The 21303-nt window shown below is 43.9% G+C and carries 17 protein-coding genes and 1 tRNA gene; 17 read left to right on the plus strand and 1 reads right to left on the minus strand.

The features are described 5' to 3' along the window. Positions 1-48 precede the first annotated feature (48 nt). The 4 genes from DESMER_RS06160 (at position 49) to DESMER_RS06175 (ending at position 2252) form a co-directional block, all read left to right on the plus strand. Complete coding sequence (locus tag DESMER_RS06160; RefSeq protein WP_014902209.1) at positions 49-459, plus strand: hypothetical protein; 411 nt, start codon at positions 49-51, stop codon at positions 457-459. A gap of 455 nt (positions 460-914) precedes the next feature. Then, positions 915-1127, plus strand: coding sequence for a DNA adenine methylase (locus DESMER_RS24300; protein WP_242831097.1), 213 nt, complete (start codon positions 915-917; stop codon positions 1125-1127). An 84-nt stretch (positions 1128-1211) separates the two neighbouring features. Then, positions 1212-1409 carry a hypothetical protein gene (locus DESMER_RS24110; RefSeq protein WP_242831054.1) on the plus strand — a complete coding sequence of 66 codons (198 nt, stop codon included), beginning with the start codon at positions 1212-1214 and terminating at the stop codon, positions 1407-1409. Positions 1410-2036: 627 nt separating this feature from the next. Further along, complete coding sequence (locus tag DESMER_RS06175; RefSeq protein WP_014902210.1) at positions 2037-2252, plus strand: helix-turn-helix domain-containing protein; 216 nt, start codon at positions 2037-2039, stop codon at positions 2250-2252. 129 nt (positions 2253-2381) lie between these two features. Here DESMER_RS06175 and DESMER_RS06180 read toward each other — a convergent pair. Next, positions 2382-2468, minus strand: a tRNA-Leu gene (locus DESMER_RS06180). A 236-nt stretch (positions 2469-2704) separates the two neighbouring features. Between DESMER_RS06180 and DESMER_RS06185 the strand changes: the two genes are divergently transcribed. The 13 genes from DESMER_RS06185 (at position 2705) to DESMER_RS06245 (ending at position 21039) form a co-directional block, all read left to right on the plus strand. Then, positions 2705-2992, plus strand: a complete 288-nt coding sequence (locus DESMER_RS06185; protein WP_014902211.1) for a DUF1294 domain-containing protein — start codon at positions 2705-2707, stop codon at positions 2990-2992. A 186-nt stretch (positions 2993-3178) separates the two neighbouring features. Next, on the plus strand, positions 3179-4948 hold the full coding sequence (locus DESMER_RS06190) for a sigma-54 interaction domain-containing protein (protein WP_014902212.1): 1770 nt from the start codon (positions 3179-3181) through the stop codon (positions 4946-4948). 91 nt (positions 4949-5039) lie between these two features. Next, positions 5040-5180 (plus strand): hypothetical protein, encoded by a 141-nt coding sequence (locus DESMER_RS23725; RefSeq protein ID WP_014902213.1) that lies wholly within the window; start codon positions 5040-5042, stop codon positions 5178-5180. A gap of 51 nt (positions 5181-5231) precedes the next feature. After that, the gene (xdhA, locus tag DESMER_RS06195; RefSeq protein ID WP_014902214.1) at positions 5232-7592 is read left to right on the plus strand and encodes a xanthine dehydrogenase molybdenum-binding subunit XdhA; all 2361 of its coding nucleotides are present in this window, start codon (positions 5232-5234) and stop codon (positions 7590-7592) included. A 15-nt stretch (positions 7593-7607) separates the two neighbouring features. Continuing rightward, on the plus strand, positions 7608-8489 hold the full coding sequence (xdhB, locus tag DESMER_RS06200; protein WP_014902215.1) for a xanthine dehydrogenase FAD-binding subunit XdhB: 882 nt from the start codon (positions 7608-7610) through the stop codon (positions 8487-8489). Further along, positions 8482-8988, plus strand: a complete 507-nt coding sequence (gene xdhC, locus DESMER_RS06205) for a xanthine dehydrogenase subunit XdhC (RefSeq protein ID WP_014902216.1) — start codon at positions 8482-8484, stop codon at positions 8986-8988. The genes xdhB and xdhC overlap by 8 nt, the downstream gene beginning before the upstream one ends. A gap of 76 nt (positions 8989-9064) precedes the next feature. Then, a complete protein-coding gene (gene ygfK / locus DESMER_RS06210; protein WP_014902217.1) occupies positions 9065-12133 on the plus strand; it encodes a putative selenate reductase subunit YgfK in 3069 nt (1022 codons plus the stop codon). 564 nt (positions 12134-12697) lie between these two features. Beyond that, positions 12698-14047, plus strand: coding sequence for a nucleobase:cation symporter-2 family protein (locus DESMER_RS06220; RefSeq protein WP_014902219.1), 1350 nt, complete (start codon positions 12698-12700; stop codon positions 14045-14047). Between the two features lie 82 nt (positions 14048-14129). Next, the gene (gene preA, locus DESMER_RS06225) at positions 14130-15335 is read left to right on the plus strand and encodes an NAD-dependent dihydropyrimidine dehydrogenase subunit PreA (RefSeq protein WP_014902220.1); all 1206 of its coding nucleotides are present in this window, start codon (positions 14130-14132) and stop codon (positions 15333-15335) included. A gap of 89 nt (positions 15336-15424) precedes the next feature. Continuing rightward, positions 15425-16753, plus strand: a complete 1329-nt coding sequence (ssnA, locus tag DESMER_RS06230) for a putative aminohydrolase SsnA (protein WP_014902221.1) — start codon at positions 15425-15427, stop codon at positions 16751-16753. Between the two features lie 11 nt (positions 16754-16764). Then, positions 16765-18006: a threonine synthase gene (gene thrC, locus DESMER_RS06235; protein WP_014902222.1), complete on the plus strand. Its 1242-nt coding sequence runs from the start codon at positions 16765-16767 to the stop codon at positions 18004-18006. A 36-nt stretch (positions 18007-18042) separates the two neighbouring features. Further along, positions 18043-19521, plus strand: coding sequence for a pyridoxal-phosphate dependent enzyme (locus DESMER_RS06240; RefSeq protein WP_014902223.1), 1479 nt, complete (start codon positions 18043-18045; stop codon positions 19519-19521). A gap of 135 nt (positions 19522-19656) precedes the next feature. Beyond that, positions 19657-21039, plus strand: a complete 1383-nt coding sequence (locus DESMER_RS06245; protein WP_148275261.1) for an 8-oxoguanine deaminase — start codon at positions 19657-19659, stop codon at positions 21037-21039. Positions 21040-21303: the final 264 nt, after the last annotated feature.

Raw genomic sequence — 21303 nt, forward strand, 5'->3', positions numbered from 1 at the left:
AAGATCATGCCGAAAAATATAGAAGCGTGAGAGGGGGAGTGATCGGTCGTGAGTACTTCTAAGATACTGACATATATCTTGTACATATTAGTTCTGCTTGGCGCTCTGGCAGTTGCTTCTTGGGAGATGTTTATGATCAAAGTATGGGTAGGTAGAAATTATACACCAATACCAGGGTTTATTGGATCTAGTGTAATTAATATATTATTAGGCTTATTATTGGGGTTAGAACACTTAGTGAAAGAATTCCGCAAGGACGGAAATTGGTCAGTAAATATTATTAGGCTTATTATCATGGGAGTTCCATCAGGTGTTTTTGCTTTTTATTTGGTTTTAATTTTTACGTTACCAATTCGACTTCCAAGTTTCCTTTCCTATAATAACTTGTTCTTTCAGGTCTCAGGAATAATTTTCGGATATACACTTATTACTAGCTTTTATAAGAAAGAGCAATATTAGGGGAGGAGATCAATGAATTCTATAAATGTTAGTCCGATCCCCTTTGGGCAAGGCTAAAGTGCAATAGATAATAGAATTTAACTGCTCGGTTAACATCGGATGTGCCAGCGAGACTTAATGTCTTGTATTTCTGGAAGATCTCTCTTGAGATAAGCAAATAATCAAAGGCCTGAATGAATTGTTCGGGCTTTTCTGCCGAAACTGGTAACAGCAGGTGAAGTGTACACAGAGGACCATATAGGTCATAAGGAGGACCATAACTCCTGAAGCACATTCAGCCTCGTTAACGTGTGTTCGCAAACGGACAAAGTGCAGGTAACCACCTTGATGAAAGACTTTCTGATTACCCCTTTAAAGAAGCCGCCAATGGTTCTTGAGCGGGTAAGGGATAACATAAGATCCGTAAGGGATAGGCTGGTTAATACAATTATTGAAAACAGGAATGTCGAAAAAACATATCCAGTTATGACAGAAGCTCAACGTTTTTCTATTGCGATCCGCCTTATTACGGCCTAGCTGACTACAAGAGCCAAGGGAGTAAGCCATTTTCTAAGGAAGACTACGTCAGGCTAAAAGAATTCCTCTCAAAAATTCATGGGAAGTTCTTACTAAGTATTAATGACCATCCGGAGATTCGGGAGCTTTATTCAGGTTTTAACATTAGCTAGGCAGAAGTAAGATATTCGGTCTGCAGAACCGACAAAACAAGTAAGGCCAGGGAGTTATTCATAAGTAATTATGAAGTGGGGGGGATGAAAATCTTAGCTGCCCCCATCGAAGCCTTGGCTTGGTTTGAGAACGGCAAACCCCACCCCTTAAGATTAAAGCTCGATGGCAAAGAACTTAAAATTAATAAAGTAGTCACTGTGACAGAAGAAAAACTTGCTGGCAACCGGATGCTCCTTTTCCGTTGCCAGTCTGAGATTAACGATGATCTGCGGGCCCTTTGAGCTTAAATATGAACTGAATACGTGTAAGTGGTACACCTGTGGAAGATGTAAACAGGGGAGAGTCGACAAAGCTCTCCCCTTATATCGAAAGGAGGCGTTACCATGGCCATGCCAGCAATACATACTATGCCAGATCGTCCAATAAGGTTACAAGCTTCCCTATCACTTTGATGGGGGCTCTTTTATTTGCCAAAGATCAAGTATATATTAAGGCCTACTTTGCAAAAGCCAGCTCGAAGCGAGTTGTGGCTTTATCTATAATTGATCGACTTTGTAATTTACTTAACTGCAACATAGAGGACGTTTAGAGCATAAAAAAGACGCCGGGGATTAACCGGCGCTTTGTCACACTTTTATGGACATGGTCATATAGTGTAGTAGATCAGTTGGAAGTTTTTTCTTAGGGACAGAAACCCGGTGTGTAGGGGAGCGCGCCGGGCTTCTGCTTTTTTGAGAGAGGACTTAAATGTTCTCCTTTTTTCCGAGGATTTAGAACAATGGTACTCACTAGAATATATATAATCCTGTCTAATAAGCATTGGGAGTTCTTTGATATTTTTTCGACCACTTATGACATGTTTTCCCCAAGCATATATGCAATAATAAGCTAAGAGAGGAGTGATCCACTTGCTCTGCCATAATAAGACTCTTGGTCAGCAAATAGCCCAAACGAGGAAAAAGCGACAGCTATCTCAAGCTCAGTTAGCCGCTATAACAGGAATGAACCCTAAGTTTTTAAGTAATATTGAAGCAGGCCATAAGGCTAGAATTCGGATTTATACGCTTGCTCGGTTGGCAGCTGGACTTGGGGTTTCGATTGATGAGTTAGCTGGACAACTTTGAATATCTATTTCGTCCCCAATCTGTCCCCAAATCTTTTTGACGAATGATTATATTCAATTTATACCTTAGTGGAATACGAGAGATAAAAGAAAAAACCCTTGAATATCAAGGGTTTCAGCATTTTCATTATGGTGCGGTCAAGAGGACTTGAACCTCCATGCCCTTGCGAGCACTAGAACCTGAATCTAGCGCGTCTGCCAGTTCCGCCATGACCGCGTGACATTGATTATTATATGAGATGATAGGCAGTTTGTCAATTTAATTTTTAAAAAATGAAGTCTACTCGGTATAGGGAAATCGCATTTTAATTCCCCCAAGGATCTATGCTAGAATATACACTTATATGAAAGACTGAAAAACTCCTACATGCTAGGAGTTTTTCATATTGGCACCTTTTCCTTGGCTTTGTGTTACCGGTCATCAGGAGGTTAAATAGATTGGAGGAGAATTAGATGAGTATGGGAGTTTTTTTAGGAGCCTACGTTCTCTGGAACAGTTACGTCTTTATTGCCATGGGGAGAGATAAACGGCGGGCTAAGCTGAACCGCTGGAGGATTTCTGAATCAAGTTTACTCTTAATGGGAGCGGCCCTTGGCGGAGTGGGGCTATATGCCGGAATGAAGTATTTTCATCATAAAACAAAACATGCTAAGTTCAGAATAGGATCACCGCTTCTGATCTTGTTGAATCTCCTGGTCGTGGTATTGTTTTACTATATTGGGTGGTATAGGATTATCTAGCTCATATTTATCATAATGATAATTATGAGGAAGGATATTATCATTTTGAAACGAATAGTTAGGTAAGACTCAAAAAGCAAAGTCCTTAAACATTAAATAAGCCAAAGCTTAAAAGTTAAAGTTTAAGGGTTAATAGTCATATTAACTGACATTCTGAGAAATAATACTTTTAATGGGGGTAGCTTAATGGTTGAACTTATGGCCGTTAAAGATTATGCACAACAGATTGCGGAAGCTATTGCTACTGTCGTGAAAATCGATATCGAGATAGCGGATCATAAATTAATGCGGATTGCCGGGACGGGCAGATACCAGAAGCTTGTTGGTCAATCTATGGATCGGCAAGGGTATATCTACCAGGAAGTCTTGCGGACCGGGCATCAGTTTGTTATTGAAACCCCGGGGATACATCCTTTGTGTGCCCCGTGTAAGGCGCGGGGGAATTGCTCTGAGAAGTACGAAGTTGTCTCTCCCATCAATGTCGATGATAAAGCTGTCGGGGCGATTGGATTGATCTGCTTCACAGAGGCTCAAGCTAAACTCATTCAGGAGAATCAGCAGTCCTATCTGATTTTCTTAACTAAGATGGCGGAAACCATCGCGCTAAAGTTGAAAGAGCAAGAGTTTTTAGCAGGGCTGGTTTCAGCGAATCACTATCTTAATTCAATTATCGATTGTTTGGAAGAAGGGCTGATAACTGTAGATCTTGAGGGGAATGTTCTCCACTATAACCAATCTGCCAAACGCTTGTTCAGTGCTAACCTGCTAACTCCCAGGACTCATTTGAAGAGCTTATTTTCCCCGCAGATAGTCTCTGACATTCTAAGGGTGGGGACTAATGTGGACGAAGTTATTGAACGAGAAGTTCAATTAGAAACCAAAAAGAATAAGGCGCAAATGATCCTAAGGGCTTTGCCCATTGATAGTGAAGGTGGAGTTAAGAGCATTGGTGTAACTCTGCGGCCATTTGATGAAATTGGACGAATTGTTCATCGCCTCTCCCTCCAAGATGCGGGATACACTATTGAGGATATTTTAGGTGTTAGTGATACGGTGCAGCAAATTCGGGAACGTGCTAAGGTTGTGGCAGCCAGCCAGTCGACAGTTCTCATTCGGGGGGAAAGCGGAACCGGCAAGGAAATGCTGGCACGCTCCATTCATAATCTGAGTTCCAGACAACAAGGGATGTTCATGGCAATTAACTGTACAGCAATCCCGGAAGCCCTTCTGGAAAGCGAGCTTTTCGGGTATGAGGAAGGTGCCTTTACCGGTGCTCGTAAAGGAGGGAAGATTGGAAAGTTTGAATTAGCCAATAAAGGTACGCTTTTTCTCGATGAAATTGGGGATATGCCTTTGTTTTTGCAGGCCAAGATTCTTCGAGTGCTGCAGGAGCGTCAGATCGAGCGGATCGGTGGCATAGTGCCCATCCCTGTCGATGTTCGAGTTATTGCAGCAACCCACCGCAACCTTGAGGAAATGATGGCTAAGGGAGAGTTTCGAGAAGATCTCTACTATCGGATCAATGTAATCCCTATAGACATAAAACCTTTGCGGGAACGTAAGGAGGATATCCAGATTTTATGCGAACATTTTATTAATGGATTTAACCAGCGGCTTAATAAGAATGTTCGATTTTTATCGGATAGATTCCGACAAAGGTTGGTAGAATACAGCTGGCCGGGGAATGTTCGTGAATTACAGAACATCATTGAATACGCAATGAATTTGGCTAATGACTCAACCTTAACTGAGGAACACTTGTCGCCAAGGCTTAAGAACAATCAGGCCTTGAATCTGGAAGATGAATTTAATCTGGAAAAGGTTGAGCGGGAGACTATCCTGCGTTGTTATCAGATGTTTGGTGGAGGGGTTCAAGGCAAGGAAAAAGCCGCCAAAGCTTTGGGGATTGGGATAGCGACACTCTATCGCAAGCTTGCCCGTTATAACATAGAATAAGAAATCAGTGGTAGGCCTTATCAAAATGATTAGGGCCTACCAAATTGATAATTTATTATCAATTTGGTAACAAGGGTGGCTATAGGCTGGAATGAGTTTTGAGATAAGTAAGGCCTATCAATGTGATAACTTAGTTTTAGGTGCAAAAATGGGAAAGCGGGCTGTTTGCCCATTATTCGACATTATGATTAGTTGGCATGAATTTTGCACCTTTACATATGCTAAACGTTAATGGGTTCAATTAATTGGGTTCAATAATTGTTAGGGACGGGAGGAAAACAAAATGGCTTATACAGTTGTAGGAAAAAGCGTTAGAAGAGTCGATGCTGTAGCCAAAGTGACGGGCAAGGCCAAATATACGGATGATTTTTCTGAACGAAATATGTTAGTTGGGAAAATTCTGCACAGTCCCTATGCGCATGCCCTTGTTAAATCAATCGATGTCAGCAAGGCGAAAGCCCTGCCGGGGGTCGAGGCTGTTCTTACGTACAAAGATTTGCCGGATATTCGCTATGCTACAGCAATCCCGGGTATAATCGAGGCTATTGCTACTGATGACATGACTGTTGCAGAGCTTAAATATGGCACGGCGGGGCATCCCTATTCTCTTGAGGAAAATCATCGAGATAAAGAGGATCGCAATATTTTAACTCGGAAAGCTAGGTTTGTCGGAGACAATATTGCAGCAGTGGTTGCCATTGATGATTTGACCGCCTCGAAGGCTTTGAAATTAATTGAGGTGGAATACGAAGAATTAGAAGTTTTGACAAGTACTGATGCGGCCCTTAAAGAAGGAGCGCCACTCATTCATGATGATTGCGAGGGGAACATTCTATCTTCGCATGGATATGAAATAGGAAATCTTGAAGAAGCTTTACAGGAATCGGATCATGTCATTGAAGGTGAATATGAGACGAGCATTGTTCAGCACTGTCATTTAGAAAATCAAGTATCTCATGCTTATGTTGATTCGGATCGAAGAATTGTTATCATGACCTCGACCCAGATTCCCCATATTGTGCGCCGGATTGTCGCCCAATCCCTTGGGATCTCCTGGGGGCGGGTACGGGTGATCAAGCCTTATGTAGGGGGCGGGTTCGGTAATAAGCAGGATGTCTGTATTGAGCCCTTAAATGCCGCTATGAGCTTAGCGGTCGGTGGTCGACCTGTAAGATTAGAACTGTCCCGTGAAGAGGCGATGATTGATACACGTACTCGCCATGCCTTTAAGTTTAAAATCCGGACAGGGATTAATAATGATGGAAAAATCAATGGTATTCATATATCCGCCGTCTCCAACACGGGAGCTTATGCATCCCACGGACATTCCATTGCCAGCAGCGGGGGAGGAAAGTTCCGTTACCTTTACCCGACTAAGGCCTTAAAATATGATCCGATAACTGTGTACACTAACCTGCCGGTGGCTGGGGCAATGCGTGGGTATGGTACTCCCCAGATCTTCTTCGCCTTTGAATCTCACATCGAGGATATTGCCAAACAGCTTAACCTGGATCCCATCGAGATTCGGAAGAAAAATGTCGTCAAGGAAGGTCATGTCGACCCATTAAGTAAAAACACAATTCGAAGCTGCAGTATCCGTGAGTGTATCGATAAAGGCAGAGAGTTAATCAAGTGGGATGCTAAGAAAGCCTTGTATAAAAATCAAACCGGAGATATCCGTCGAGGGTTGGGTATGGCTTGCTTTAGCTATGCTTCAGGAACCTATCCAGTAGCCTTAGAACTGGCGGGTGCTCGAATTGTGATGAATCAAGATGGTTCGGTTCAGCTTCAGCTGGGTGCTACTGAAATTGGTCAAGGAAGCGACACGGTCTTTGCGCAAATGGTGTCCGAAGTCCTGGGAATTCCAATGTATATGGTACATGTGATAAGTACTCAGGATACGGATATTACTCCCTTTGATACTGGGTCTTATGCCTCCAGACAAACTTATGTCTCCGGGATGGCTGTGGAAAAGGCAGCCTTAGAGGTGAAAAAGAAAGTTCTTGCTTTCGCTAGCAGCATGACAGATGTTCCGGCTCATCTGTTAGACCTTAAGGAGCAAGCCGTTGTCTTTAAAGAATCGGGAGAAAAGGTCCTTGGGCTGGAAGTGGTTGCGATGCAATCCTATTATGACAGAGTTAATGCTCAGCCCATAACCAGCGATGTCTCCAATAATGCTCGCATTAATGCTATCCCTTTTGGGGTTACTTTTGCCGAAGTAGAAGTGGATATGAAGACTGGAAAAATTAAGATCTTAGAAATCTACAATGTCCATGACTCGGGTAAGATTGTCAATCCACTTTTGGCAGAGGGACAAGTTCATGGCGGAGTCAGCATGGCCATCGGTTATGCATTGTCAGAGCAATTGCTCTTTGATGAGAAGACGGGTAAACCTCTTAATAATAATCTGTTGGATTATAAACTTCCGACCATCATGGATACTCCGGATATTGGCGCGGCCTTTGTTGAGAAAGAGGATCCTACCGGACCCTTTGGCGTCAAATCCTTAGGAGAACCTCCGATTGTTTCTCCTGCCCCTGCAATTCGTAATGCGGTACTGGATGCCACTGAGGTTGCTTTCAATCGGATACCTATGAATCCACAGCGTGTCTTTGAAAAGTTTAAAGAAAAGGGATTAATCTAGTAAGGCGGTGATGAGATGTACGATATTAAAGGATACTACGATGCTGAAACCGTGAGCGAAGCAACTGCCCTGCTTGCGGAAAACCCTAATCTGAAAATAATTGCCGGCGGTACTGACGTGCTCATCAAAATGCACGGAGGGCAACTGGAAGATGCTGAGCTCCTGAGTTTACGTAAGATTAAATCCTTGGAAAAAATTGATTTGGCAGATGACGGGACGATTGTTATCGGTGCTATGGCAACCTTTTCTATGGTTTTTCATAACCCTATCCTGAAGGATTTAATTCCCATTTTAACAGAAGCAGCCATCTCTATGGGGGGGCCGCAAATCAGAAACATTGCGACCATCGGCGGAAATGTTTGTAACGGTGCCACATCTGCTGACAGTGCCTCATCCTTGTTCGCTCTCAACGCTCAGCTGAAATTAGAAAGTAAAAATGGACAACGGGTTGTTCCAATCCGGGAGTTTTATCTGGGACCCGGCAAGGTTGCCATTAATCCCGGGGAAATTCTCACAGAGGTTCGCATAGCTCCCGAAGACTACAAGGGTTTTGCTGGGCATTACATCAAGTTTGCCATGCGTGAAGCCATGGACATCGCCACCCTGGGAGTAGCTGTTGTTTGTAAAGTGCAAGGCGGAAATTTCGAAGATGTCAGAATTGGCCTGGGCGTTGCCGGCCCCACACCTTTAAGATGTCTTGAAGCAGAAGAGTATGCCAAGGGTAAGAAAATTTCCTCGGATACCCTGGCGGAGATAGGAAAGCTGGCGGTTAAATCGGCAAAGGCGCGAACTTCATGGCGGGCTTCTAAAGAATATCGGGAACATTTAGTGGAAGAGCTTACTCAAAGAGCTTTGAAGACGGCAGTTGTCAGTGCAGGAGGTGCGGAAGTTGTATAAACGAATTGCCTTTACCGTGAATGGAAAAGCTTATAATTTTGAAGTTGATGTGCGAGAGTCCTTGCTGGATGTCTTAAGAAGTCATTTAGGTTTTACAGGTGCCAAGCAAGGCTGCGGGGTAGGAGAATGTGGTGCCTGCAGCGTCCTTATCGATGGTGTTCCTACAGATACTTGCATTTACTTAGCAGTTTGGGCTGATGGCAAGGAGATTCGAACCATCGAGGGTGTGGCGGAAAAGAATGGAGAACTTTCAGAGGTGCAAAAAGCCTTCGTTGACGAAGGTGCTGTACAGTGCGGGTTTTGTACTCCCGGACTGGTATTAACCACCACGGCCTTAAAAGAGAGTGGAAAAGATTACACCCGGGAAGAGTTAAAGCGAGAGCTGTCGGGACATTTGTGCCGTTGTACCGGGTATCAGAACATTTTAAAAGCAGCGGAAAAGTCTTTAGAGGGGCATGTTTGCACTTGCGTTGACAGCCCTCATTATAAAGGGGAATAACAGGTTTCTGCCGAGGAAGTCTTGGCTTCCTAGGCAGGTTTAAATTATATTAAAGAGAATTGAGGCTTGGTAAATAATGATGAGTGATAAAATGATCCCGATTCCCTTCCCGAAGCTCGTGAATTGGATGCTGGAGGAGTACAAACGATCTCATACTATCTTTGGGGTTTCTGACGTTAAGTTTTTCCAAAAGAAAAACGATAACCAAATTGGACTTTTTGGGGAGACTATGGACACTCCCGTGGGTCCGGCAGCCGGTCCCCATACCCAGCTGGCTCAAAATATTATTGCTTCCTATCTGAGCGGAAGTCGTTTCTTTGAATTAAAATCAGTTCAAATCATGGATGAATTAGAGATTCCTAAGCCTTGTATTTTGGCAGAAGATGAGTGCTATAACACGGAGTGGTCAACGGAACTCCCGATCATGGGTGCTTTTGATGAGTACGTAAAAGCTTGGTTTGCCCTCCATATTCTCCAAAAAGAGTTGTTTGGGCAAAATGACCGACGTTTTATGTTTAATATGAGCGTTGGCTATGACCTGAAAGGTATTCAATCTCCCAAAGTTGATGAATTCATTGAAGGGCTTAAGGATGCTTCAAATACTGAGGTCTTTAAGAAGTGCAAGGCCTCTCTGTTAGAGAGTCTTAATCAGTTTAAGTCTGTTGATCAAGCTTTTGTTGAGGGAATCTCTCCGACTATTTGTACCTCTATCACCTTGTCAACCATGCATGGTTGTCCTCCGGCAGAGATTGAGGCTATTATTAAATACCTGATCAGTGAAAAGAAACTGCACACCTTCGTCAAGATGAATCCGACACTTTTAGGATATGAATATGTCAGAAATACCTTCGACAAAATGGGTTATAAGTATATTCAGCTTAAAGAAGAGTCCTTCACCCATGATCTTCAGTTCAATGATGGTGTGGAGATGCTGAAGCGTCTTAAAGTTTTCGCTAAAGAGAATCAAAAAGACTTTGGCGTCAAAATGTCTAACACCTTGCCGGTGAAGATTGGCAGATCTGAGCTGCCCGGGGAAGAAATGTATATGTCCGGTCGAGCCCTTTATCCTTTAACCATTAATCTGGCCTATAAATTGGCTTCGGAATTTGACGGGGATCTGAATATCTCTTATTCCGGCGGAGCGGATGCCTTTAATATTGACCGGATCTTTGAAACTGGAATTCAGCCGATTACCGTTGCCACAACCTTGCTGAAGCCCGGGGCCTATCTGCGCTTTAAACAAATGGCGGATATCTTAGATCCTCTCATGGGTAAAAAAGCTTCCGGCAAACTTGATATGGAGAAACTAAAAGCCTTGGCGGAAAGTGCTTTTGCTGATGCCAATCATATTAAGGAAAAGGGAGACCTGATCAATCGTAAGACTGAGCTTAAGCTTCCTGTTCTGGATTGCTTTATCGCTCCGTGTACCGTGGGATGTCCGATTGAACAGGATGTTCCGGAATATCTCCGTTTGGTAGGAGAAGGGCGTTATGAGGAAGCTTTTGATGTAATTGTTTCCAAGAATCCATTCCCCTTCATCACAGGTACAATTTGTACCCATAACTGTATGACTAAGTGTACTCGGTTGGATTATGATGAATCCGTTCATATCCGCGGCCAGAAATTAGTTGCGGCAGAAAAAGGCTATGATGCCTATATGCAAAAGCTTCCTACCCTTAAACCTGAGTCTTCGGCTAAAGTGGCCGTAATAGGAGCGGGCCCATCCGGACTGGCTGCTGCTTACTTCCTGGCTAAAGGCGGCCTGGAGGTTACGGTATTCGACAAGCGGGCCAAGGCTGGCGGTACTGTTGAATATGTAATCCCGGATTTCAGAATTTCCCGAGAAGCAATCGATAAGGATATTAAGCTTATCGAAAGAATGGGTGTAAAGTTCGAGTTTGGCATTGATCCTAACTTTTCGGTTGCGGATTACAAAGCTAAAGGTTTTCAGTATGTTTATCTGGCTATTGGGGCGGGTAAAACCAATAATCTGGATATCGAAGGAGATCAAGATCGAGTAATGGGAGCGATTCCTTTCTTGGAAGCTTTTAATGCCGATAAAGATGCTCTAAAACTAGGGAAGAACGTTGCTGTTGTTGGCGGTGGGAACTCTGCTATGGACGCTGCCAGAGCTGCTCTCAGAGTCAAGGGCGTTGAGAATGTCTATATCGTTTATCGCAGAACCAAAGATTACATGCCGGCTGATCATGAAGAATTAATTTACGCCGAGGAAGATGGCGTAATCTTCAAAGAACTCCTGGCCCCTGTTTCCCTAAGCGGCGGAATCTTCAAATGTCAGAAGATGGAGCTTGGTCAAGCGGATACATCCGGGCGTAGAAAGCCGGTAGCCATAGCGGGTTCCTATGAAGAATTACCGGTAGATACTGTGTTATCAGCAATTGGTGAACTGATCGATTATGATCTACTGAAACAAAACGGTATTGCGATTGGGGAAAAAGGCCAGATCTCCGTTAATGAAGACACCCTTGAAACCAACGTGGAAAATGTCTACCTCGGTGGGGATGCTCTTGTCGGTCCTTGGACGGTAGTTGGTGCTGCTAAGCATGGTACTGTAGCAGCTAAAGCAATTCTGGAAAAAGAGCAGCGTGTCTTCAAGCAGGAGTATGTGAATCAGATTTCCTTTGATAATGAAAAACAGTTGCTGGAGATTGCCGAAAAGAAAGGCGTTATGAAACCTGTTGCTGATCACAAGCTGGAATCAGAGCGCTGCTTAGAGTGCAACAAAGTTTGCAATATCTGTGCAGAGGTCTGTCCGAACCGTGCTAACCTTATGATTCCGGTTAATGGTAAGGGTTTGACCAATATGAATCAGATTTTACACGTAGACGGCATGTGTAACGTTTGCGGTAACTGCGGAACCTTCTGTCCCTATTCCAGTGAGCCTTACAAAGTTAAATTGACTTTATTCTGGACGGAAAAAGATTTTATGGATAGTCCTAATGTTGGCTTCTACTTCTTGGATGACGGCTCGAATGGCGAGTTTATGCTTCGGTTTGATGAGCAGATAGCTAAGGTAAAGTTCGATCAATCAGGCAATACAGATGTTAAAATTGACGAAAAGATTGCAGCTTTTATTTGGACCATTTATAAAGACTATGAACACCTGTATAAAGTTTTGAACTAATGCACATATTGAGAGAGGTCGCATTTTCAAAAAAATGAGGCCTCTCTAAGACTCCAAAGACCCGAGAGAGTCGCAACTTCGTTTCAGTAGCAAAATTTAAATTTTTTATGATCGTATTGCTAGGCTGAATTGTCATTATCAATACGGTAGCATTCCTATCAAAATGATAGGATTACATAATTGCCTGCATAGAGTGATCTGGAAGCCGATGAGGCAGGAAGTAATTCTGAATTTGTCAATGGGCGTTATCAAAACGATAAGTTTTATTGAGAATTCAGTAGAAAAAGGTCGTGTCTTAGGCACCTTTAGTTCAATCTGTCGAGTTGGCACGAATATTGCTACTGAAACAAAAGCATGGGAACAAATAGTCCTAACCAGGATCCTTGACCCAAAATTTTATGCTTTGGCTCTAGACCTAGTAAGTGCTGTTAGGCTTACAAGGTAGTTCGAGCGAAGTAAACCCCTTGAATTAGTTGCGGGACTTATCTCAAGGACGACATTCATAAGGAGGTGACTATTGTTTTACTTATTTAACCGCATTGAAAATAAGGAGGAAAGTTACTAATGGCTAATACAAACAACGGTGTCGCACCGGTTGACGAAATGTTACCTGCCGGGAAACTCTTTTTGTATGGATTACAACACGTACTTGCTATGTATGCCGGAGCAGTTGCTGTACCTTTGATTATCGCCGGAGCAGCAAAGTTAACACCGGCAGAAACTGCCTTTTTAATTAACGCCGACTTATTCACTTGTGGACTTGCTACCTTACTCCAAACCTTAGGGATTTGGAAAATCGGAATCAAAATTCCTGTTATTCAAGGTGTAACCTTTGCAGCCGTAACGCCTATGGTGATCATGGCCCAGAGCGGCGGTATGCCCCTAATCTTTGGATCTGTTATTGTTGCCGGTCTATTTACATTTTTAGCTGCTCCCTTCTTTAGTAAACTAATTCGCTTCTTTCCGCCCATTGTTACGGGAACCATTATTACCATCATCGGAGTTTCGCTCTTGCCCGTTGGTATCAACTGGGCCGGTGGGGGATTGGGCAATAAGAATTTTGGTTCTATGACCTTTATTTTTATCTCAGCTATTGTTCTTCTTAGCATTCTCCTAATCAATAAATTATTCAAGGGTTTTGTTTCACACATCGCCGTATTATTAGGTTTAATTGTTGGTCTAATTGTTGCCATACCATTTGGGTTGGTGAGCTTTTCAGAAGTAGCCAATGCTCCATGGTTTGGAATTACAATACCGTTCCACTTTGGGTTCCCGGTATTTGATCTTGGCGCGATTATCTCTATGGTTCTGGTTATGCTGGTTGTTATGGTTGAATCCACCGGAGATTTCCTGGCAATCGGAGAAATCGTTGGTAAAAAGATTGGTCAGGATGAACTCACCGCAGGCCTTAGAGCTGACGGCTTAGCGACGGCCCTTGGTGGAATTCTTAATGCCTTTCCTTACACTGCCTTTGCCCAAAACGTTGGCTTGGTAGGCTTAACAGGGGTAAAAAGCCGTTTTGTTGTTGCAACATCAGGTGTGATCTTAGTTGTCTTAGGTTTATTCCCTAAAATGGCTACAATTATTGCCTCTCTCCCTAACGCAGTACTGGGAGGAGCGGGAATTGCCATGTTTGGTATCGTTGCCGCCAGTGGAATAAAAGCTCTTGCTAAAGTAGACTTTGAGAATAACCCGAATAACATGTTTATTGTTGCGATTAGCGTTGGAATTGGTTTAATTCCAGTATTAGTTCCGAACTTCTTTCAGAACTTCCCTGCTTGGAGTCAAACCATTATGCATAGCGGAATTACCTTAGGTTCTCTCACAGCTATCATTCTCAATGCTTTCTTTAATGGAAGCAAAGGTGCCGGAGATTTAGAAGAACTTAAAGCTAACGCTGGAATTCGCGAGTAATAGTAATGGGGGGTGAGAGAGTTTCCTCTCTCACCCTTTCCTGATTCTTGATAAATTCGTACATTTGAAGGGGTTTTAGAAAATGACAGTTGATTTATCCGTTATGTACTGCGGCATAAAACATGATAGCCCCTTTATCTTAGCCCCTTCACCCACAACGGATCATGTGGATCGTTTGATTCAGGCTTTTGAAGCCGGATGGGCTGGGGCCGTCTTAAAGACTGTTGCTGTTGATTCGCGAATTGTAAGTCGTGTTTTCCCCATGGTTACCAGCCTGAAACGAGAGAAGGCCTTCATCGGTCTGCAAAACATTGATCTTGTTTCCGAGCACTCAGTTGATATTGTTGAACAGAATGTAAAAGTCCTAAAAAAGAAATTTCCCCATAAAGTTGTCGTTCCCAGTATCATGGCCTTTACCAAGGAGGATTGGCAATCCTTAACCCAGCGTTTTGTTAAGGCGGGAGCGGATATTATTGAGTGTAGTATCTGGCATCCCCATGGTACAGAATGGACTCTATGTACTAAAGTTGATGAACCGGTAGGAACTGAACAAATCGCCGGTTGGGTTAAAGAAGTAGCGGGAGATGTTCCCATCGTTATCAAATTATCTGCCTCAGATTCCGATATCATTGCCACGGCTGCAGCGGTAGAGCGCAGTGGTGCTAATGGAGTCAGTGCAATCAATACCATTAAAAGTATTACCGGAGTCAATTTAGAAACCTTAATACCTTATCCCAATATAGCAGGGGTTTCAACCTATGGAGGACTTTCCGGTCCGGCCTTGAAACCAATTGCCTTACGCTGCACAGCTGAGATTGCCCAAAAGGTTAATTTAGATATTGCGTCCAGCGGAGGAATTACAACTTGGCAGGATTGTGCTGAATTTCTTCTTCTGGGAGCCAGTACTTTGCAGTTGTGCACCGCTGTCTTGCGTTTTGGCATAGGAATCATTGAAGAACTAAAACAGGGCTTAGAAGGTTGGATGATGGAAAAGGGTTTTCAAAATCTAACTGACGTGATTGGTAAGTCATTGCCCTATCTGGTTGAGCACTCTCGACTTCCGAGAGGGATACAAGTCGTTTCCCAAATCAATGAAGAGGCCTGTAATGCCTGCGGGGCTTGTTACACTGCTTGTCATTCCGGTGGGCATGGAGCAATCAGCTTTTTCGAGGGGCTGCCTCAGGTGGATGTGAATACTTGCATAGGGTGCGGACTTTGCCACTCTATGTGTTTTATGAAGGCGATATCTTTAATCCGGCCTAATGGTAAACCAAGCAGTGGGTTTTAGAGTACCAGCATGTCGGATTATTTAAATAAGTAGTTATCAACATTTATGATCACTAACTAACCAACTTTAATAGAGAGGATGAAGATCGTATGATTCTAGTCGCAAATGGTACAGTCTTAACCTTGGGGAAAAGTAATCAAGTAATTCCAAACGGCGGGGTTCTGATCCAGGATAGTAAAATTGTTGAGGTGGGTTCAACCCCAGATTTACAAAAACGTTTTCCGGAGGCGGAATTCATTGATGCTCATGGAAAAGTAATTATGCCGGGTATGATTAATACTCATATGCATCTCTATAGTACCTTCGCCAGAGGAATGGATTCCAAGAGTAAACCGCCAAAGAGCTTTGGAGATATTTTAGAGGGGCTTTGGTGGAAGCTTGATAAACTGTTAACAATTGATGACGTCTATTATAGCGGCCTAACTCCCTTGATTGAGTGCATTAAGACGGGGACAACCACAATTATCGATCATCATGCCAGCCCAATGGCTATCACGGGAAGTTTATCAACTTTAGCTAAAGCAGCTAAAGAAATGGGAGTCCGGGCTGCCTTTTGTTATGAAGTCTCAGATCGAGATGGGGATGAGATTGCTCAAGAGGGAATTAAAGAGAATGTCGACTTTATTGCCGAGTGTCAGGCCAAGCCGGACTCTATGGTGGCAGGGATGTTTGGACTTCATGCTTCACTGACTTTATCCGATGAAACCTTGACGAAGTGCAGCGAGGAAGCTAAACGTTTAGGAGCAGGATTCCACGTTCATGTCGCCGAAGGAAAAGAAGATTTAGACGACAGTCTCTCTAAATATGGAATGAGGGTGGTTGAACGACTAAACAAATTTGGGATCTTAGGACCAAAAAGTATTGCTGTACACTGTGTACATATCGACGATCACGAAATTGACCTTTTAAAGACTACTCAAACCCAAGTTGTGCATAATCCTGAATCCAACATGGGAAATGCTGTGGGTGTGACACCGGTTCTGAAAATGTTAAGTGCAGGTGTTAAGGTAGGACTGGGGACAGATGGGTACACCTGTGATATGTTCGAGAGCGGAAAAGTGGCAAATATCCTGCACAAACATGCATCTGCTGATCCCAGCGTTGCTTGGGGTGAAGTGCCGCAAATGCTCTATGGAAATAACCCTGAGATTGCCTCAGATTTATTCGGCGGAAAGTTTGGGGAGTTGACCGCAGGAGCTTGGGCAGATATTATTGTTGTTGACTATGTACCACCGACTCCTCTGGGTTCAAACAATTGGAGCGGGCATCTCCTTTTCGGTGTTTCAGGGCGGTCTGTTGAAACAACCATAATCAATGGTCGTGTGCGCATGCTCGATCGAAAGCTCATTGATATTGATGAAGAGGCTATTGGTGCTCGTTCAAGAGAGTTGGCACAGGCACTTTGGAATAGAATTTGAGGTGATCTTTGATGAAAAATGTGTTAGGACTGCGCTGCATTGATTGCGGAAAGCAAGTCCCAGCAGTGGCGGGAACCTATACCTGCCCGACGTGTGGCAAAACCGGCGGCATCATGGATGTGGAATACGATTACAAGGTGATTAACCAAATGACATCCCGTGAGCAGCTAGCCCAGTCGAAGGACTATTCGATTTTTCGCTACATGCCTTTTCTGCCCATCGGGCCGGATTCTGCCCGCCCTCATTTGAGAGTTGGCTGGAGTCCTCTTTATAAACCTCAGGGTTTGGGAAAAAGCTTAGGTATGAGTAATCTTTATGTCAAAGATGACGGTCAGAACCCGACGGCATCTCTTAAAGATCGAGCTTCGATTATTGCTGTTATTAAAGCTGTCGAAGAAAAGGCCCCCACAGTTGCCGCATCTTCTACCGGTAATGCAGCCTCCTCCTTGGCTGGCAGTGCGGCGGCTATGGGTATTAAGTCCGTAATATTTGTGCCAAGCCGTGCACCTCAAGGAAAGGTAGCTCAATTACTGATTTTTGGAGCTACGGTCATCAGTGTTCAAGGATCTTATGAAGATACATTCAGACTATCCGCTGAGGCGATTGAACGATTTGGCTGGTATAACCGCAATGCGGCTATCAATCCCTACCTGGTTGAAGGTAAAAAGACAGTTGCCCTGGAAATTGCCGAACAATTAAACTGGGAGGTGCCGGATTGGGTTATCCTTTCCGTTGGGGATGGCTGTACAATAGCGGGGGTCTGGAAGGGCTTTAAGGATCTTTATAATGCAGGCTGGATTGACCGCTTACCGAAAATCGCGGGAGTGCAGTCAACTGGCTGTTGTCCACTGGTAGATGCTTTTGTGGAAAATCGTCCTTGGCGTCCCAAGGAAGAGAACACCATCGCTGATAGTATCGCTGTCGGTGTGCCTCGTAATCCGGATAAGGCTTTAAATGCAGTTCGGGAATCCGGTGGGACAATGGTTGCTGTGTCAGATGAGGAAATCCTGGCAGCCATGCGAGAACTGGGTAGAACCAGCGGCATTTTTGGCGAGCCGGCGGGAGTAACAGGAACTGCCGGACTTAAGGTCTTGGTGGAAAAAGGCGTGATTGGCGCCGACGAAAAAGTAGTATCAATTGTCACCGGTAATGGGTTAAAGGACGTTCAAAACGCCATTAAAGCAGTTGGTGAGCCGATTAGGGTTGAGCCTTCCCTTAAGGAACTGCTGGTTAAGCTCGAAGGAAAAGTCTGAAGCCGGAATCATAACACGAATTGAAGGAGGACTAATATGAGAAGCTTGATAAATTTAGAAATTAATGAAGAGCAGCTTAAGAAATCCGTACAAAGTGTTAAAGAAAAAAATATTGTTATCCCTACCTTGGCCCAGATGAAGGATCCGAATAAGATACCTGAATCAGTTAAAGAGAAACTGAAAAAAACTGGCTTATGGGATGTTGACCCAATTAACTTATTCAGAATTTCTTGGAAGAACCAACCGGTTAAAGAAGGCGGTTTATTCAATCCGCTGCCGAATTATGTGGAAATCCCTTCTGAAATTTCAGGGGTTAAAGCCAGAATTATTGCTATGGCAGGTAAGTATTTCCCCACCGGTGCCCATAAGGTTGGAGCAAGTTTTGCTTGTTTAGTTCCTCGTTTAGTAACGGGACAATTTGATCCTAAATATCATGAAGCTGTTTGGCCTTCAACGGGGAACTACTGTAGAGGCGGTGCCTACAATTCCGCGTTATTAGGTTGCAAATCCATTGCTATTTTGCCTGAAAATATGAGCAGAGAGCGTTTCGAATGGCTGAAGACCGTTGCCGGGGAAATTATCGCCACTCCAGGCAGTGAAAGCAATGTTAAGGAAATCTATGATAAGACCTGGGAACTGCGCAGAACCCGGGATAATGTTGTGATATTTAATCAGTTTGGTGAACTGGGCAATCATTTGTGGCATTATGAAGTCACAGGAAATGCTATGCATGAAATTATCAAAGCTGAAATGGGCGAGAAGGGGAAATTGGCAGGGGTTTGCTTAACTTCCGGTTCTGCCGGTACCCTGGGCAGCGGAGACTACTTAAAAGATCAGTATCCCCATGCCAAGATCGCCGTCGGTGAAGCTTTACAATGCCCAACCTTACTGGATAATGGTTTCGGAGAACACAGAATTGAAGGAATTGGGGATAAACATATTCCTTGGGTTCACAATGTTAAAAATACGGATATGGTTATTGCTATTGATGACAATGATAGCTTGGGGCTGTTCCGTCTCTTTAATGAACCGGCAGGACAGGACTATTTGAGAGAGCAAGGGATTTCGGAAGAGGTCATTGCTAAGCTTTCTTGGGTAGGAATTTCCGGAGCGGCAAATATTTTATCTTGCATCAAATTTGCCAAGTACTATGAGTTAACCGAGGATGATATTGTCATTACTGTCCTGACAGATTCGGCAGAAATGTATCAGTCCAGATTAAAAGAAATGGAAGAAGAACGGGGCAAAGTCTACAATGCAGTAAATGCCGCCGTCGACCATAATAGAAACGTACTGGGTGTCAGAACTGACTCCATGGAAGAACTGACCTATCTTACTAGAAAACGCATCCATAACCTCAAATATTACACTTGGATTGAGCAGCAAGAGTATGACTTGAGCGAACTGAATGCCCAATGGTACGATTATGATAATTACTGGGGACGACTCCACCAGATGGCTCCCGAACTGGATAAATTAATCGAACAGTTCAACGCAATGACCGGCGTGTCGTAGGGCGTGTCGTAGGGACGGTCCTTTTAACACGTTTTTTGTAAATTAATAGTTGACAACTCGAAAGAGGCAGGGGTTCTTGCATAGGAACCGCTGCTTCTTTTTATACTAATTAGGAAAGAAAGGATGCTGGTGGAAATGACAATTTTAATAAAAAATGCTTCCTATATTATAAGTTTTAATGATCGAGACGAGATATTGGAGAATGCAGATCTTCTCATAGAAGGAAATAAAATAACTGCCGTAGGGCGGAATTTGAGCTTGAACCCTATGGATAATCCTCAGATTATTGACGCTCAGGGAATGGCTGTCCTTCCAGGCTTGGTGAATACTCATCACCACCTCTATCAGACCTTATTTCGCGGACTTCCTGAAGTTCAGGGGATGCCTCTCTTTTACTGGCTGGTTAATCTCTATGAGTTTTGGCGGCATATCATCCCCGATGCTGTCTATTATGGGGCGATGGTAGGTTTTAGCGAGCTGCTGCGTACAGGTTGCACTTTAACAACTGATCATCATTATGTTTTTCCAAGGGGGAAAGCCAGCAGTTTCATCGATACACAAATTAATGCCGCCCAAGAGATTGGAATTCGCTTCCATGCTACCCGGGGGTCTATGTCCTTAGGAAAAAGTGAAGGAGGGTTGCCGCCGGATGAGGTGGTTCAGGACGCAGAGACAATCCTTAAAGATTCCCAGCGTTTGATTGAGAGGTATCACGATCCTGCTGATTACTCTATGACACGCTTAGCGCTGGCCCCTTGTTCCCCCTTTTCTGTAAGCCTTGACTTGATGCGGGAGTCACAATTATTAGCCAGAGATAAAGGGGTTATGCTGCACACCCATTTGGCTGAGACTCTGGATGAAGAAAAATTCTGTCTCGAACGTTATGGACGCCGGCCGGTGGAGTTAATGGAAGACGTGGGCTGGATAGGACCTGATGTCTGGTTTGCCCATGCAATTCATCTTAGTGAACGGGAAATAAACCTGCTGGCTCAGAGTGGGTCAGGGGTTGCCCACTGTCCAAGTTCAAACATGAAGCTTGGCAGCGGGATTTGCCCAACTTCAGATTTGGTTAGAGCGGGGGCAAAACTAGGGATAGCTGTCGACGGAAGTGCCAGTAATGACGGTTCAAATATGTGGGAGGAGGTGCGCAGAGCTTATCTGCTGAACCATCTCCGCTATAAGGATGAAGGGTTGTCGGCTTATGAAACTCTGAAATGCGCTACCCGTGGGGGTGCAGATGTCTTAGGCAGACCCGATACAGGGCGACTGGAAGCAGGGAAGGCAGCAGATATCATTCTCCTTGATCTAAAAGACGTAGCCTATGCAGGTTCCCACGACCCTTTGGTTTCCATAGTTTGCTGCGGGAATCATAGCTTTGTTGATACAACAATTGTCAACGGAAAAGTGGTTGTTCGTAAGGGACAACTTCTAACTCAGGACACGGAAGAAATTCGCAAAAAGGCTCATCAAGTAGCCTGCGAAATTGTTCAAAAGGAGCGCAGCTTGAAGAGTTTTTAGAGGGCCCGCATTAATTAAGCGTGTAAGGATTAGACCCGGTTGCGTTAACTTACTTCGAGAGCGATTTATCAAAGTGCGGCGAGAAGACTTCCGCCTCCCTAGGTGGTGAGATGAATCGCCGCCCACAAAATATTATCAGAACACCAGTTCCAAAATCGTTCCCCCTGTGGTAAAATAAGGATGAAAAATGTTATAGGGGCAAAGTAATAACTTGCCACTTTAGGATAACAATACATAGTCTGATTTTTCGCTAGAAAGGGTTCG

The organism is Desulfosporosinus meridiei DSM 13257 (assembly GCF_000231385.2).
Lineage (GTDB): Bacteria > Bacillota > Desulfitobacteriia > Desulfitobacteriales > Desulfitobacteriaceae > Desulfosporosinus > Desulfosporosinus meridiei.

Coding starts and splice junctions, on each gene's coding strand:
- thrC (WP_014902222.1), top strand. CDS start 16,765: ATGAAAAATGTGTTAGGACTGCGCTGCATTGATTGCGGAAAGCAAGTC.
- DESMER_RS06190 (WP_014902212.1), top strand. CDS start 3,179: ATGGTTGAACTTATGGCCGTTAAAGATTATGCACAACAGATTGCGGAA.
- ssnA (WP_014902221.1), top strand. CDS start 15,425: ATGATTCTAGTCGCAAATGGTACAGTCTTAACCTTGGGGAAAAGTAAT.
- xdhB (WP_014902215.1), top strand. CDS start 7,608: ATGTACGATATTAAAGGATACTACGATGCTGAAACCGTGAGCGAAGCA.
- DESMER_RS06240 (WP_014902223.1), top strand. CDS start 18,043: ATGAGAAGCTTGATAAATTTAGAAATTAATGAAGAGCAGCTTAAGAAA.
- xdhA (WP_014902214.1), top strand. CDS start 5,232: ATGGCTTATACAGTTGTAGGAAAAAGCGTTAGAAGAGTCGATGCTGTA.
- ygfK (WP_014902217.1), top strand. CDS start 9,065: ATGATGAGTGATAAAATGATCCCGATTCCCTTCCCGAAGCTCGTGAAT.
- DESMER_RS06185 (WP_014902211.1), top strand. CDS start 2,705: ATGAGTATGGGAGTTTTTTTAGGAGCCTACGTTCTCTGGAACAGTTAC.
- preA (WP_014902220.1), top strand. CDS start 14,130: ATGACAGTTGATTTATCCGTTATGTACTGCGGCATAAAACATGATAGC.
- DESMER_RS06245 (WP_148275261.1), top strand. CDS start 19,657: ATGACAATTTTAATAAAAAATGCTTCCTATATTATAAGTTTTAATGAT.
- DESMER_RS24110 (WP_242831054.1), top strand. CDS start 1,212: ATGAAAATCTTAGCTGCCCCCATCGAAGCCTTGGCTTGGTTTGAGAAC.
- DESMER_RS06220 (WP_014902219.1), top strand. CDS start 12,698: ATGGCTAATACAAACAACGGTGTCGCACCGGTTGACGAAATGTTACCT.
- DESMER_RS23725 (WP_014902213.1), top strand. CDS start 5,040: ATGAGTTTTGAGATAAGTAAGGCCTATCAATGTGATAACTTAGTTTTA.